This window comes from Parafilimonas sp., from assembly GCF_047606085.1.
Lineage (GTDB): Bacteria > Bacteroidota > Bacteroidia > Chitinophagales > Chitinophagaceae > Parafilimonas.
In genome coordinates, this window is record NZ_JASGEX010000057.1 from 1 (window position 1) to 15,404 (window position 15,404).

12 protein-coding genes and 1 pseudogene are annotated in these 15,404 nt (G+C 43.7%); 5 read left to right on the plus strand and 8 right to left on the minus strand.

Annotated features, from left to right (window positions below):
- The first annotated feature begins 194 nt into the window (after nt 1-194).
- From QM629_RS05055 to QM629_RS05065, 3 genes are all read left to right on the plus strand, one after another.
- Nucleotides 195-1,124, plus strand: a complete 930-nt coding sequence (locus QM629_RS05055; protein ID WP_415157843.1) for an isoaspartyl peptidase/L-asparaginase family protein — start codon at nt 195-197, stop codon at nt 1,122-1,124.
- A gap of 195 nt (nt 1,125-1,319) precedes the next feature.
- Nucleotides 1,320-2,684 (plus strand): Gfo/Idh/MocA family protein, encoded by a 1,365-nt coding sequence (locus QM629_RS05060; RefSeq protein WP_415157845.1) that lies wholly within the window; start codon nt 1,320-1,322, stop codon nt 2,682-2,684.
- A gap of 316 nt (nt 2,685-3,000) precedes the next feature.
- On the plus strand, nt 3,001-3,462 hold the full coding sequence (locus QM629_RS05065) for a hypothetical protein (protein ID WP_415157847.1): 462 nt from the start codon (nt 3,001-3,003) through the stop codon (nt 3,460-3,462).
- On the opposite strand, the gene QM629_RS05070 is transcribed toward QM629_RS05065, so the two are convergent.
- Both QM629_RS05070 and QM629_RS05075 read right to left on the minus strand, forming a co-directional pair.
- Nucleotides 3,463-4,869, minus strand: coding sequence for a hypothetical protein (locus QM629_RS05070; RefSeq protein WP_415157849.1), 1,407 nt, complete (start codon nt 4,867-4,869; stop codon nt 3,463-3,465). It lies immediately after the preceding gene.
- Nucleotides 4,870-4,953: 84 nt separating this feature from the next.
- Nucleotides 4,954-7,110, minus strand: a complete 2,157-nt coding sequence (locus QM629_RS05075) for a DPP IV N-terminal domain-containing protein (RefSeq protein WP_415157851.1) — start codon at nt 7,108-7,110, stop codon at nt 4,954-4,956.
- Nucleotides 7,111-7,279: 169 nt separating this feature from the next.
- On the opposite strand from QM629_RS05075, the gene QM629_RS05080 reads away from it, so the two are divergent.
- Nucleotides 7,280-8,065: a glycoside hydrolase family 25 protein gene (locus tag QM629_RS05080; RefSeq protein ID WP_415157853.1), complete on the plus strand. Its 786-nt coding sequence runs from the start codon at nt 7,280-7,282 to the stop codon at nt 8,063-8,065.
- A gap of 137 nt (nt 8,066-8,202) precedes the next feature.
- Nucleotides 8,203-8,802 (plus strand): 2,3-bisphosphoglycerate-dependent phosphoglycerate mutase, encoded by a 600-nt coding sequence (locus QM629_RS05085; RefSeq protein WP_415157855.1) that lies wholly within the window; start codon nt 8,203-8,205, stop codon nt 8,800-8,802.
- Nucleotides 8,803-9,007: 205 nt separating this feature from the next.
- Here QM629_RS05085 and QM629_RS05090 read toward each other — a convergent pair whose 3' ends face one another.
- The 6 genes and pseudogenes from QM629_RS05090 to QM629_RS05115 form a co-directional block, all read right to left on the minus strand.
- Nucleotides 9,008-10,249 (minus strand): glutamate-5-semialdehyde dehydrogenase, encoded by a 1,242-nt coding sequence (locus QM629_RS05090; protein WP_415157857.1) that lies wholly within the window; start codon nt 10,247-10,249, stop codon nt 9,008-9,010.
- Nucleotides 10,250-10,367: 118 nt separating this feature from the next.
- Complete coding sequence (proB, locus tag QM629_RS05095) at nt 10,368-11,402, minus strand: glutamate 5-kinase (protein WP_415157859.1); 1,035 nt, start codon at nt 11,400-11,402, stop codon at nt 10,368-10,370.
- 246 nt (nt 11,403-11,648) lie between these two features.
- Nucleotides 11,649-12,593, minus strand: a complete 945-nt coding sequence (locus QM629_RS05100) for a transglutaminase family protein (protein WP_415157861.1) — start codon at nt 12,591-12,593, stop codon at nt 11,649-11,651.
- Nucleotides 12,594-12,602: 9 nt separating this feature from the next.
- Entirely contained in the window at nt 12,603-13,544 is a 942-nt protein-coding gene (locus QM629_RS05105) for an alpha-E domain-containing protein (protein ID WP_415157863.1), read from the minus strand.
- Between the two features lie 64 nt (nt 13,545-13,608).
- Nucleotides 13,609-15,000: a circularly permuted type 2 ATP-grasp protein gene (locus QM629_RS05110; RefSeq protein WP_415157865.1), complete on the minus strand. Its 1,392-nt coding sequence runs from the start codon at nt 14,998-15,000 to the stop codon at nt 13,609-13,611.
- Between the two features lie 292 nt (nt 15,001-15,292).
- Nucleotides 15,293-15,404, minus strand: a pseudogene (locus tag QM629_RS05115) (IS1595 family transposase); the annotation flags it as partial.

The window sequence follows — 15,404 nt, forward strand, 5'->3', positions numbered from 1 at the left end:
AATGCAAAGCATTCATTGAGGCAATTAAAAAATATATATGCACGAAATAAAAGGGTTGGGAGGAGGTCGAAATAACAATCTAAGCTTATCCCAAAACTCACGTTATTATATCCATAAATCAGAAAAACCCTAAAAATCCCGGTTCAGACAATTCATCAGTAACTTGCCCGTAAATAACAGCAGTATTATTTACAATGAAATATACAATCGCAGTGCACGGCGGCGCCGGCACTATCCTCAAAGAGAATATGACTTCTGAGCTTGAACAAAAATACAGGCAGGGTTTGCAGCAGGCATTAGATGCAGGCTATGCAGTTTTGGAAAAAGGCGGTACTGCAACAGATGCCGTTGTTGCAGCGGTTGTGGTGCTGGAAGATGATATTTTATTCAATGCAGGCCGCGGTTCTGTGTTCACCAAAAAAGGTTTGCACGAAATGGATGCAGCAGTTATGAATGGTGCTGATCTGGCTGCCGGAGCCGTTTGTGGTGTGCAGCATATAAGCAATCCCATAAAACTTGCAGAAGCAGTTATGCTGAAAACGGAACATGTAATGCTGTGTGGAGAAGGCGCTGCCGGCTTTGCAAAAGAGCAGGGCTTTGTATTTGAGCCTGATGAATATTTCTTCTCAAAATTCAGGTACGACCAATGGAATGAAATGAAAGATTCTGATGCTTATCAGCTCGATCATTCCGCAAAAAATACAGATAAGAAATTTGGTACAGTTGGCGCGGTTGCCTGCGATATGCAGGGCAATATTGCAGCGGCCACCAGCACCGGCGGCATGACGAATAAAAATTATGGCCGCATTGGCGACAGCCCTTTAATTGGATGCGGCACGTATGCCAATAATAAAACCTGCGCTGTTAGCTGCACTGGTCATGGCGAGCTTTTTATAAAAGCAGTTGCGGCGTATGATGTAAGCTGCCTTATGGAATACGCCAATATGAATTTGCATGATGCGATGAACAAAGTGGTGAGCGAAAAACTGGTTGCCATAAACGGAGAAGGCGGTATGATTGGCGTTGATGCGAACGGTAATTACGCCTTGTTGTTTAACAGTGCAGGCATGTATCGCGGTGTGAGAACACGTGAAGGATTGAACGAGGTTGCCATCTATAAATAATTCATTGCATGCCTGCTGAATATTGATTTAAAAAGCCTGGATTAATGTAGCAAATGCTTGAAAATAATTGCCTGCACAGGCTAGTATAAGAAGATGAAGCCATGGCTGAACAACGATATGCCGATGCAGTGAGTGACACAACCGTGATGCCATGAAATACCTCAGTTGGTACAAAAAAAACAAACACAATCATCCATGAACAAACACAAAATTTATCGTCGCGACTTTTTACGCAACAGCGCTTCGCTGCTTGCTTTAAGCGCATTGAACATAGATAAATTAAGCCTGCAAAACATGCCATCTAAACGTGTGGCATTAATAGGCGCCGGCTGGTACGGCAAGAGCGATTTGTTCAGGCTGATACAGGTAGCGCCCGTTGATGTGGTGGCGCTGTCTGATGTGGATGAAAACATGCTGGACCATGCAGCCGCAATGGTAAGCGAAAGGCAGCAAAGCCATCAGAAACCTAAGCTGTATAAGGATTACAGGAAACTTTTAGATGAAGCAAAACTTGAAGTTGTATTGATTGGTTCGCCCGATCACTGGCATGCACTGCAGGCTATTGATGCGCTGCAGTCAGGGGCGCATGTTTACCTTCAAAAACCCATCAGTGTTGATGTGCTGGAAGGCGAAGCTATTGTGGCAGCAGCTAAAAAATACAATCGCGTTGTGCAGGTGGGCACACAGCGCAGGAGCACGCCGCATTTGGTGGAAGCCAAACAAAAAATTATTGATACCGGCATGCTGGGTAAAATTCATCATGCAGAAATGTGTTGCTATTATCACATGCGGGCAACCGGTAATCCGGCAGTAGAACCTGTGCCGTCTTTTTTCGATTACGATAGGTGGACGGGCCCTGCTCCCTTGCGGCCCTATACCGGTTTGCCGCACCGCCGCTGGCGCGCTTATATGGAATATGGCAATGGCATTATCGGCGATATGTGCATTCACATGTTTGACGCGGTGCGCTGGATGCTGAACCTCGGCTGGCCAAAGAGCGTTGCATCAACGGGTGGGATTTTTGTTGATAAGGAAAGCAGCAGCAACATCAGCGACACGCAAACCGCCACTTTTGCTTACGACGATATAGATTGTGTGTGGCAGCACCGCACCTGGGGCAGGCCTGCTGATCCTGCTTATCCATGGGCATTTAAAATTTATGGCGATAAAGGAACGCTTTGCTGCGATGTATGGAAATATGATTTCTTTCCCACAGATGACAAAGCGCAGAAGCTGCACGGCGACCTGCTTTGGGAGAAAGAAAAATATCCTGAAGACTTAAAAGAGCCTGATATTGAATTGCATGTTGCTGCTGCAACCAGAAGGCATATCCTGAACTTTATGGAAGCCATTGATAAAAATATAAAGCCCGTAGCGCCCATTGAAGAAGGGCATATTTCAACAGCGAGTTGCATTATGGCCAATCTTTCCATGCAGTTGCAAAGGCCGCTGAGTTACGATACAATAAAGCATGAAATTATTGGCGATGAAGAAGCTACCGCATTGCTGCAAAGAAATTACCGCGGGCCGTGGAAGCATCCGCTGATTGAAAAGGTGTAACCATAAAATTGTTATGCATATTTTTTACCAGCTAATGAAATGATGGCATCACGGTTGTGGCACTCACTGCACCTGCATATCATTATTCAGCTATAGTTTCAAATACAAAACTTTAAACTATTTGCAAACATTGTTGTCCGGATAACTTGGGCTAAAGCCCATTGTGCAAGGATTTCAGATATATAACCCCAGGCTTAAGCCTGGGGTTAGTAAAAAGCAGGCTCTTAAAGGGCTTTAGCCCAAGAGAAAATATTTTAGTCGGACAACAATGATTTTCAAACAGCATTCAAAACAACCTCTTCTAATAAAACAATCAATGAAAAAAATCTTAACCATTGCAACTATTACCGCCTTAACTGCATGCAATAATCAACAGCAGCCTTCATCCCACGCACCAGCCAGTTCCATACAAGGTACCTGGAAACTTATTTCAGGCAGAACCATCGAAAAGCATGATACGGCTGTTACAGATTATACAAAAGACAAATCATTCATCAAGGTTATCAATGCCACGCATTTTGCTTTTATGGGACATGATCTCAATAAAGGCAAAGATTCTGCCACAGCTTTTTTTTCTTCAGGCGGCGGCCATTACGAATTAAGCGACGGCAATTACACCGAGCATCTTGAATACTGCAATGCAAGGGAATGGGAAGGCAACGATTTTCATTTCACCATTGCTTTAAACAATGATACGCTCACCCAGCAGGGCATTGAAAAGATTGACAGCATTGGCGTGAACAGGATAAACATTGAAAAATACGTGCGGGTAAAATAATTACGGGCCGGGGATGAGGGGCAGGTTTATTTGCGGTTGAAGCTTAATAAATTCGGGCTGCTGCATCATTCTTGCCTTATCATTAAAGCCATTCGAAACCGCTTTTACGAGATCGTCATGCGCAGCTTTTGCATTGTTATTCCTTGCATTTAATATAGCAGAAAAATACCAGGCTTCACTGTTGGTGGGATCGGCCATTTTATATAACGACACAAAATAACCGGCAGCATCATTTTGGTTTTGATTAACAAGCTGGTTGCTGATGGAATAAAACGCCAATGACAAATATGCCAGCAATCTTTGGTTCATAGCCGCTTCAGGCGTGGCGTCCTTTGCTTTTGCATTTAAATCGCTGATGGTTTTATTCCAGTAATTCATATCGCCCTGCTGGAACTGTGCATTGTATTCCGCTTTTTTGTTTTGTTCGATAGCAAATAATTGTTGCTGTTGTTGCCATTGATTTTTATAAGCAGCATCATTTACAATAGAATTATTCTTTTGTTTGAAGAAAGCAATATCTGTTAAGCCATCAAGCATATTCATGGCAAGCGCACATTCATTCGATGCCTGTATGTAATCATTCTTTTGTATGGCCGCATCAATTCTTTTTTTGCTGTTGCTGATGAATGCATGAATGATTGAATCATTCTTTGGAAAATCATGATTGCGCATGGCGTCAAAGTCCAAGCCGGCAAATGCAATGCCCATCGTGCTTTCAGGGCACCATGCATGTTTGCCGTTAAATAATATCAGCCTGTGTTTTATTTGTGTTTTATCAAGGTCATTGTTTAATGTAACGAGGTCTGTCATGTTCATATCACCTTTGCCCGCAATGCCTGTAAAACTAAAATTGAAGTTAGATGCAGGCGTTCCATCCGGCAAACCGGCGCCGCCTGCTATTACGGCTTTTATTTCAGGATGATGCAAAGCAAGATAGCCTGCAACCTTTGCGCCGCCTGAAAAACCGCAGACATATATCCTGCTTTTATTTAACTGCAAACGGCTTTGGGTATCATTAAATAAAGCTTCCCATATTTTTTCTGCCGTTTCAAAATCATTGCCGTTTTTGGAATTGTTGCTTCCTATCAATATAAAATTACAGGCATCGGCAAGCGCTTTGTATTTTTCCAAAGGCAAGGCACCATCTGCATGCGGATCAAAAAAATAAATAACCGCATTGGTTTTGCCGGATGGGATATATAAGCTGTACGATTGCGTTGCATCATTTTTGCAGGCAATATGCTCCAGCAATTTTCTAACGGGGAATGTATCCGGCGTGAATGATACAGCCCGCGATGCCGCCGTATCAGCCTGAACTGATGTATCGCCGGGTGACGGTTGTTTATCGGCGCAGGCGGTTATATAAAAAAAACAAATTTGCAGCAGGGCGGTTTGTAAAAATTTCATAACGCGAAAGTATAAATGCTTTCTCATCGCCGAAGGGCGCATTCCAATTCCCGCAATTCAATCCGGCCGGCTAAAAACCAGGAACTATCTTCCACCCGCAGGGCTGCTCAGTTTATATTCTTTGGGGTGCGCAGCGCCAAGCAGGTTCGTTACAAAATAATCCCAGCGGCGGCGCATCATATAATAAGCATAAGGCCCATAGCCGTGGCGGCTGTTGGGAAAAATAATAAGATCATAATCTTTGTTGGCTTTTTCCAATGCCTCCACCACCAGCAGCGTATTATATGGCGGAACATTATCGTCCAGCATGCCATGCGCCAGCAATAGTTTTCCTTTAAGGTTGCCTGCATACACCTGGTTGGCCTGTGCCTCGTAATTATCTTTGCCCGAAGCATCTTTTGCAAGCAGGCCGATATACCTTTCGCCCCAGTCATCTTCATAATTGCGGTTATCGTGGTTGCCCGACTCTGAAATGCCCACTTTAAAAAAATCGGGGAACCTGAACATGGCGCAGGCTGTTGCAAAACCACCGCCGGAATGTCCCCAGATACCCACGCGGTTTGTATCAATATAAGCATACCGGGCAGCCAGTTGCCTTATACCGGCAATCTGGTCGGGCAAAGTATTTTCCGCCATAAAGCCATAGCTCATATCGTGGTAAGATTTGGAGCGCAGCGGATTGGCTGTGCCTTCAATGACTATTACTATAAAACCCAGTTCTGCCAGCGCCTGGTTATCGCCTCTTGCAGCAGCAAAACCCCAGTTGCCGCCAATGCTGCCGCCCTGCGGCCCCGGATAAATATACACTACAACAGGATATTTTCCGGCCGTATCAAGATCAGATGGCTTGAAAACCAAACCGTAAATATCTGTCGTATCATCATGCGCTTTTAAAGTTACCGGCAAAGGCGGCTGCCAGCCGGTTTCCTTCAGTTTCCTTATGTCTGTTTTTTCCAGCGTTGTAAGGAGTTTCCCATCTGTATTGCGCAGCACAATCGTGTTGGGAACGTTTGGCTGCGAGCAATCATCTATAAAATATTTGTGGGAAGGCGATATGCTAACCCTGTGAAAACCTGTTTCGGGTGTAAGCGGTACCATTTTCTTTCCATCCAAACCTATTTTATAAAAATGTGTAAAATATGGGTTTGCAGGGTCCTGGCCATTGGCAAGAAAATAGATTGCCCTGTTTTTTTCATCTACATGCAGCAATTGGGTAACCACCCAGTTGCCTTTTGTGATTTGATTTTTCAGTTTGCCGGTTGTGGCATCATACAAATACAGATGCCCCCAGTTATCGCGTTCTGAAAACCAGATGATCTCTTTGGTGGCGGGCAGGTATTTCCAGTTGATAGCGCCCCAGCCTGATTCGTATTGCGTGGGCACGCTTTCTTCAAACACCTCACGCACGGCGCCGGTATTGGCATCGGCAATGCGCACCTTTTCAATTTTGTGATCCCTTGAAGTAGAAACAAAAGCGAATTGCGAGCCATCGTCGCTCCAGCTAACATCATCAAATGTGCCGCTGCTTGAAATATCATCGCTTAAAGTGGCGCGGTGCGGGTCGGGCGGAATTTGCAAACGGATCACTTTGGGGCGCTCCACATCAATCACCACCCTTTCTATCATAACAATGTTGCTGTCGCCCGGCAAAGGATATTTCCAGTGCTCCAGTACAGGGTGGCCCACATTGGTCGTAGCAAGATACATATCGCCTGCCTTGCGCTCATCCTGCCGGAAAGTAGCGATCTTTTTAGAGTCGGGCGACCAGCGCAGGATGGCGTTGTCAGAATGTTTCCAGCCGGCATTATCGGTGGCATAACCATAATATGGAACGCCATCGGCGGTAAGCTGTGTAAGCCGGCTGGTAGCCACATCCCGCACCCATACATTATAATCTTTTATAAATGCTGCTTTCCTGCCATCGGGCGAAAGCACTTCTTTGCTTTCCGGGCGATAGGGGTTGCCGCCAAAGCCTGCAGGCTTACCGGTTAATTTGGTGCGGGCGCCTTTGGCTGCATCAATCATAATATATTCAATGCCCTGCAGCGTTTGTGTTTGATAAGCATATTGATCGTCACTTATCCATTTTCCAAAGCTTACCGTGTTGTAAATATAAGGCGTGAGATTGCCGGCCAGCATGCTTTCTGCACGGGCATAATCGCTTATGGTTACAGAATCTTTTTGGGCAAAACAGACCATAAAAGCCAATGCAGCAGGAAGAAGCAGGAAGATTTTTCTCATATTGACCATTCAGTTAATTGATTCAAAAAGCACAAAATAAGTTTTTAAGGTTGCATAAAATAACAGCTGCCACAGAAGCGCGGATTTTTACATTATTATCCTGTTTATTCAGCAGGAAAATATTAGAATTGCCACATTAGCGTTAATAATTGCTGATACCGGTTATTGCATGGCAAAGCGTAAACGTTCTAAGAAAAGGTCTGGCAACCGCACATTTATAATCGCTTCGGTTATTGCAGGCGCTTTGTCTTTGTTTATATGGATACAATACCTCATCAAACAAAAAAAGGAAGAGGCGCACTTTGCCCTGTATCCGGGTTTTGGTATTGAGCTGCCGCTGGGTTATGCCATTCATGGCATTGATGTAAGCAATTACCAGGGCAATATTTACTGGCCCTCTGTGGCGCAAATGCAGGACCAGGACATCAGCATAAAATTCGCCTTCATTAAAGCCACCGAAGGGTTGAATAATGTGGACCGGCAGTATAAACGCAACTGGCAAAAAGCAAAAGAAGCCAATATTACACGCGGCGCCTATCATTTTTTTCTCGCAACAAAAAGCGGCCGCAAACAGGCCCAGAATTTTATTAAAAATGTTCAGCTGCAGCCCGGCGACCTGCCGCCTGTGCTGGATATTGAAGCGCTTTATGGCGTGCGGCCCGACAGTATGCGCAGCCGCATTCACGCATGGCTTAACACTGTGGAAGCGGCTTATAATGTAAAGCCCGTTATTTATACCAGCGCATCGTTTTACAAAAATTTTCTCGGCCATGAGTTTGACGAATACCCGCTTTGGGTGGCGCATTATTTTGTAAAACGGCAGCCGGGCGTGGCGGAAGGCTGGTACTTCTGGCAGCACAATGCCACGGGCAAGGTAAACGGTATAAAAACGCGGGTTGATTTTAATGTATTCAGCGGCGATACCACTTTATTCAAAAGCCTGCTGGTGCAGTAAAGCGGAATGCTTCGTATTATCCGTATTATTATGCCGGCTGTAGCATTTCATGGCATCAAAGCGCCTGTTTGCCATTACAGGTTTATTGGCAACTGCTTTCTTAATTTGCATGGCTTAATTAAACATAGATCATGCGTGTGAAATTAATATTGTTAAGGCACGGCCAGTCTTTATATAATCTTGAAAACCGTTTTACCGGCTGCCGCAATGTTGAGCTGACAGAGACCGGCCGTAATGAAGCGGAAGGCGCAGCCAAACAATTAAAGGCGGAAAAGATAGATATTGCATTTACTTCACAGCTTAAACGTGCGCAACAAACATTGCAGATTATACTGGATGATTGCGGCCTTCAGGATATCCCGGTAATAAAAAACGCCGCTTTAAATGAAAGAAGGTATGGCGATCTTGAAGGCCTGAATAAAGCGGAAGCCGCCCAAAAATACGGAGTGGAGCAGGTGCATATATGGCGCCGCTCCTTCGATGTGGCCCCTCCGGGCGGTGAGAGCCTGAAAGATACCTATAAGCGTGCTGTGCCTTACTTCAAAAAGGCCATATTGCCTGAACTGCTTACAGGAAAAAATGTTTTGATTGTTGCGCATGGCAACAGTTTGCGCAGCCTTATTATGTATATTGAAAACTTAACGCCGGAACAAATTGTAGCAAGAGAACTGGCTACCTGTGTTCCGGTAACGTATGATTTTAATGATAAAAAGTTGAAAGCGTTGGAAGTAAGGTAAAGAGTATGTCTTTAAATGAAACCGAGCATGATAATTTTTCTCACACAGGGGAATGTACATGGCGAGGTTCCATGAGACAACTGAAAAACAAATATGCACGAATGAATAAATAATCAATATTCAATGCTCAATAAATCAATGCTCATTTTTGACTTTTCAATTGAACATTGAGTATTGAATATTGATTGTTGAATATTAAGCGCAGTTACCTCACCTGCCCATTACCTCTCACCACCCATTTTTCGCTTACCAGTTTTTCCAAAGCAAAAGGCCCGCGGGCATGCAGCTTTTGGGTTGATATGCCTATTTCTGCGCCGAGGCCAAATTCTTCCCCGTCTGTAAATCTTATGGAAGCATTGGCATACACAGCGGCCGCATCCACTTCACGTAAAAAACGCTCGCAGCTTTTTTTATTTTTTGATACGATCGCTTCAGAGTGTTTGGTGGAATGCAGGGCAATATGCGTTAAAGCTTCGTCTATATTCTTCACTACCTTTACGGCACATTTCAGGCTTAAAAATTCACGGTCGAAATCTTCGGGCTTTGCCTGCTGCAAATGCGCATAGCCTTTAAGGAGCCTGTATGATTTGCTATCAGCAAAAATCTCAACAGGATATTTATCAAACAAAGGCTGCAGCTTATCTAAAAAAGGCCGGGCAATCTTTTCATCCACAATAATTGTGTCTAATGAATTGCAAACGGCAGGCCTTGTGGTTTTGGCATTCACCACAATATTTACGGCCTTGCTTATGTCTGCGCTTTCTTCAATATACACATGGCAAACGCCGGCGCCTGTTTCAATTACAGGTACCAAGCTGTTTTTGCGCACAAACTGTATCAGGCTGTCCGATCCGCGTGGAATGATCACATCCACATATTTTGTTGCTGTAAACAGTTCCTGCACCACTTCTCTTGCGCTTGGTAAAAGTGTTATGCAATCCGCATCAATGCTGTTTGCCTGCAATACATCTTTTATAATTTTTACAGATGCTTTATTGGTGGCTTCTGCTTCTTTGCTGCCCTTTAACAGGCAGGCGTTCTGGCTGCGCAGGCAGAGGGCGGCAATGTCAAACGTAACATTCGGCCTCGATTCATATACGGCGCCTACAACGCCGAGCGGCACACTTGTTTTTTCCAGTTCCAGCCCGTTCGGCAAAGTGCGTTTGTCAATAATCTTGTTGGAAGGGTTAGGAAGCCTGCTTATTTTTCTTATGCTGCCGGCTATGCTTTTAATGCGTTGTTCATTCAGCAGCAGGCGGTCAACACGCGGATCGTTCACATCCTGTTTGGCCACATCTTTTTTATTGGCTTTTAAAATAACCGCGGCATTTGCTTCCAGTGCATCAGCCAGCATGTTCAGTGTTTTCCTGATCTGTGCATCAGCGCAATTGCGAAGGTGAACGGCTGCCTTATGTGTTTTTACTATGAGTGGTTGTATTGATTGCATATTAAAGCCTCTTCTAAATCCTCTCCAAAGGAGAGGACTTTTAGCCTCTAAAATATTAAAAGAATAATAAAAGAACGCTCGCTTCTTTCTCCTTCTCTTTTGGAAGGGAGGGATGGGCCTAAAATATCACAATATCGTCTGCATGGGCGGCAATTATATTTTTTTGTGCAATTTGTGCGCGCATGTCTTTTGCATTGAGCTTTACTTTAGCCACACCTATTATTTCCTGTACATCATTCATCAACTGCACTACTTCGCCTGCCATAAAATTTCCTTCAATTTGTTTTATGCCAACGGTGAGCAGGCTTTTTCGGTTTGCCAGAGCCTTTGCTGCGCCGGTGTCGAGCAGAATATTTCCCAGGGTTATTGAACCACTGGCAAGCCATTTTTGCCTTGCTTTGAAATTTGATTTCTGTGGAATGAAAGTGGTGCCATTCAGGCCTTCCAGCGCCAGTGCAAAAAAGTTTGGCTTTGTTACACCGCAGATAATCACTTTTATGCCGAGTGATGTAGCCAGCCTGGTGAAGGTAAGCTTTGATAACATGCCGCCTAAGCCCAGGCTGCTTTTATCATGCTGAACATAGCCTTGTATGCTCTTGTCTATTTTTTCAATAACAGGGATTATTTTTCTTTCATTGTCTAAAAAACCGCCAACAGAAGTACAAACAATAAGTGTGGCCGCGTCAAAACCAACGGCAATTAAAGTGGCCAGTTCATCATTATCAGAAAACTGCAATTCAATATTGCTTACGAGGTCATTTTCATTCACCACGGGAAGGATATTGTTGTTCCAGAACATGGCAAATGTTTCTTTTAATTGCAGAAACTGCCGGCGGTTTGAAAAATGATGTCTTTCGCACAAAGCCTGCGCCACCGAAATGCCATGCTTTGAAAAACAGGCATGGTACAGTTGTATAAGTATAGGATTGCCCACGGCGGCGGCGGCTTTGCGCTCGGTAATGCTGCCCTTATAATTTTGAATAGAAGCTTTTCCGCTGCCCACGGCGCCGCTTGAAACCAATACGATACGCCAGTTTGCCGACAGGGCGGCAATTTCGTCGGTAATTCTTTTTATGATGGTTATATTAACAGAGCCATCGGCTTTGCTGATCGTTGCAGAACCAAGCTTTATAACCAATACCGGTTTTTGCATGAACTGAATAGTTTAATGAACCATCGCTTTTATAACAATGGCCTGCAAAACTATAAGCTGATTTTATTTGTAGCGCATTAAAGCCGAATGATGAAAATAAAAAATCCCGCATTGAAGCGGGATTTTTCAAAAAGCGAAGGGAAACATTACTTTATTAAATACGTAATACTTTATTTAAACGTTTATCAGTTTTTTAAAGTGATACAAATTATTTTCACTGCATTCCGACAGATGTATAGCAATCCATCATTGTTGCTGGGCGGCAAAGCTCTCATCCACCAGTTCTTCTTTTGCTTCCGGCTCGTATTCCTGCATGTTTACATTATTTATTTCTTCAAACATGCGCCCGTCTTCATACCCGATTGATACATACACCGACAGCTTTTGGTGGGCAGGCCCTTTAAAGGTTCCTTTTATGGGCGTACAGTCATTAAAATGCCTGCCTATTGCCAGCTTTACATGGTTATTGGTTACCCAAATATTATTGGTGGGATCAATGCCTGCCCAGCCATAAGACGGAATTAAAACTTCAACCCAGGCATGCGTAGCGCCTTCGCCGCGAATGCCTTTTTTATTTGGGCAGATATAACCGCTCACATAGCGGGAAGGTATTTTTAATGTGCGCAAAACCTGCAGCATAAGGTGGGCAAAGTCCTGGCAAACACCGCCGTTATGCTCCAGTATATCATCTACCGTGGTTTCCACATTGGTGATGCCTTTTGTGTACCTGAAATTTTTATAGATGTATTCAGAACAATTTTGTGCAATGGCGGCAACGCTTGTTGTGTTTGCTGTAATTATTTTAATAATATCATTGATGGCGCTGGTATTTTTAATAAACGAAGCTTCAGCCAGCTCTATCAGCTTAATATTGCCTTCGGTTTCGTGCTGAAGGCTGTCAATACTGCCGTCAAAATTTATGGCCGCCTCCGATGGGCCGGTTGTGCGCAATACCAGCCTGCTTTCCACGATCAGCTCTTTATGCAGGGGCAGCAAATTGAATACGCCTGTTTTGTTGTTCCAGTAATCGTGGAAAACAAGAATGTCAGGCTGCCCTGTGATGGCTATTTCATGCGAAAGTGTTTCCTGCAGCGGGCTGCTGTATGGATATATTTTTATTTCGTTGGCGCTTTCCCTTACCGGCCGGTCGTATTCATATTTTGTAATATGATGAATTTTAAAAACTGGCATTTATAAAATTTATGTATAAGAAAAAAAGCAGGCTGTAAGCTGCCTGTTAAAGTTTTGCATATTGCTTCTCAGATGTTGCAAACAGGCTTGCAGTTCTTCACCATTAAGTTCTTCAAGATTTATATACTTTATGGCGCAGAACATTCTGCCGAAATATCTTGTAAGGTCATCGCTTTTTACGGAACGGTTTTCACTTAAAACATCTTCCAGGTAGCGGGATATGCGGTTTAAGGAATACAGTGCCGAGCGGGTAAAATCTTCGTTCAGCAGCACCTGGTGCAATACATTTTTATTATGATCGGCTGATTGATATGTTTTTAAATGCAGCTCGAAACCGGAAAGAGAAAACAGCAGGAACTGCCATTGCACAATATCTATCGGGTTTTCGAGATCATACTGTATGCTGCGGTACTGCCAGTTAGTAAGCTCATTCGTTTGCGAGCATCTTTCAATGTACTTGCCAAGGTTCATAAAGCTCCAGCCGGCGCCGCGGGGCATGGTGGCATCGGTAATGCCCATAAGCAGCAGGCTGTTTTGCGAGAAATTTTCGATGGTTTCGAGCGCATCATAACCCGAAAAATCAGCGGCTACGTCAGGATGGTTTACGGAATGGTACATCTGGTTTACCTGTTCCCATACTTCTTTTGTAATATGGTCCTGAACGCCTCTTGCATTTTCGCGTGCCTTTGTTAATATGGCTTTCAGCGAATTAAGATTGGCCGTATCTGTAAGCAGGTAATGCAGGGTGGCATTGGTATCGTTCTCCAGCCTTGCCACATCTTCTTCAGGCAGCGTTGTAAAAATTTCCAGGAGCGGCCGCCAGGTAAGATCGCTGTTTATGCCTTTATCGAGCGATAAAATGTAATTGGTTCTCATGGCGCGCAGTAAACCATCTGCGCGTTCCATATAGCGGTTAAGCCAGAACAGGGAGTCTGCAAGTCTGCTAAGCATTAATTTGTAAGTTATGTATATGGAGTAATAAGATTAAATGGAGTAAATGTATTGGCCGGCATTGTCAATTGTCTATAACCCATGTGTCTTTACTGCCACCGCCCTGCGATGAGTTCACAATAAGCGAACCTTCTTTTAATGCCACACGGGTTAAGCCGCCGGGCACTATTTTAATGCCGTTCTCACCGCACAACGCATAAGGCCTCAGGTCAACATGGCGCGGCTGGAATTTGCCATCAATAAAACAGGGCACCGTGGAAAGCCGCAGGATGGGCTGGGCTATAAAATTTCTCGGTTCCGCCTCAATTGCTTTTCTGGCTTTTTGCCATTCCTCGTCAGCAATGGCATTGCCCATTATCATTCCATAGCCGCCGGATTGGTTGGTGCGTTTTATAACCATGCTCCCAATATTGTTAAATACATAATTGCGGGCGTCTTCATCCATCATCTGGTAGGTGGGAACGTTTGGCAGAATTTGTTCTTCGTTCAGGTAATATTTTATCATGGCCGGCACATAAGCATATACGGCTTTATCATCAGCAACGCCGTTGCCCACTGCATTGGCCAAAGCAATATTGCCTTTGCGGTAAGCGCTCATAATGCCGGGCACGCCCAATGCACTGTCGGGCCTGAAAATAAGCGGGTCGAGAAAATCATCGTCAATCCTCCTGTAAATAACATGCACCTGTTCCAGCCCGTCGGTTGTTTTCATATACACTTTATGATTGTCAACCACCAGGTCTCTTCCTTCCACCAAAGGAATGCCCATTTGCCTTGCCAGGAAGGTGTGCTCATAATAGGCCGAATTATATACGCCCGGCGTGAGCAAAGCAACGGTGGGGTTTGATATGGCCTTGGGAGATAAAGACGATAACACCTCGTGCAATAAAAAAGGATAATTATTCACAAGGCGCACTTTGTTCTCATAGAATATATCCGGAAAAATGCGCTTGGTTATTTCGCGGTTCTTGAGCATATAGCTTACGCCCGAAGGTGTGCGCAGGTTATCTTCAAGAATATAAAACCGGCCATCGGCGCCGCGTATAAGGTCAATACCTGAAATATGCACATAAATATCATGCGGCACCTGTATGCCATGCACTTCGCGCAGGTAATGCGGGCACGAGGTAATGAGCCCGGCAGGAATGATCTTGTCTTTTATTATCTGCTGGTCGTTATAAATATCTTTTAAGAAAAGGTTTAATGCACGTAAACGCTGCTTTATGCCTTCTTCAATATGCTGCCATTCTGCTGCTGTAATAATGCGGGGAATAATATCGTAAGGAAATATTCTTTCTATGCCGGCATTATCGCTGTAAACAGTAAAAGTTATGCCCTGGTTCATAAAAAGCTCGCTGGCCAGCCTGTCTTTATCGTGGAGGGTATTTATATGCAGATGATTTAATACCTCAAACAGTTTGGCATATTGTTCGCGAATGTTTTTTTCCCCGCGCATTTCATCCCAGTTATTGAATACATACTGGTATTGTTGCAGAAAATTTTCCAAGGTGGTGAGTATTATGGTAAAAAATAGTTGCTTTTTATAAGCTGAAGCAACGTGCGGCTCAATATAGGAACAAATCAAAAAACAAAAAAATAAGGTATGAAAAAAAATAATATGAAAAATATAAAATCAATTAAGCTATATTTTAATTTTTTGTACTATAATTTAATAAATGATTTGTTGAATTAATTAATTAGATAAGCATAAGTTGTTTTAGAAAAATATAATTAATAGGTATAGGCGTTTAGGTATCAGGCTTGTTTAGCCTTTTCGGTTCGTAAGTTGCCATCCTTTTTATCAGTGTATCAAATATTGTATTCATACTGTTTCTTCTATTGTATCTAAAATGATATTCA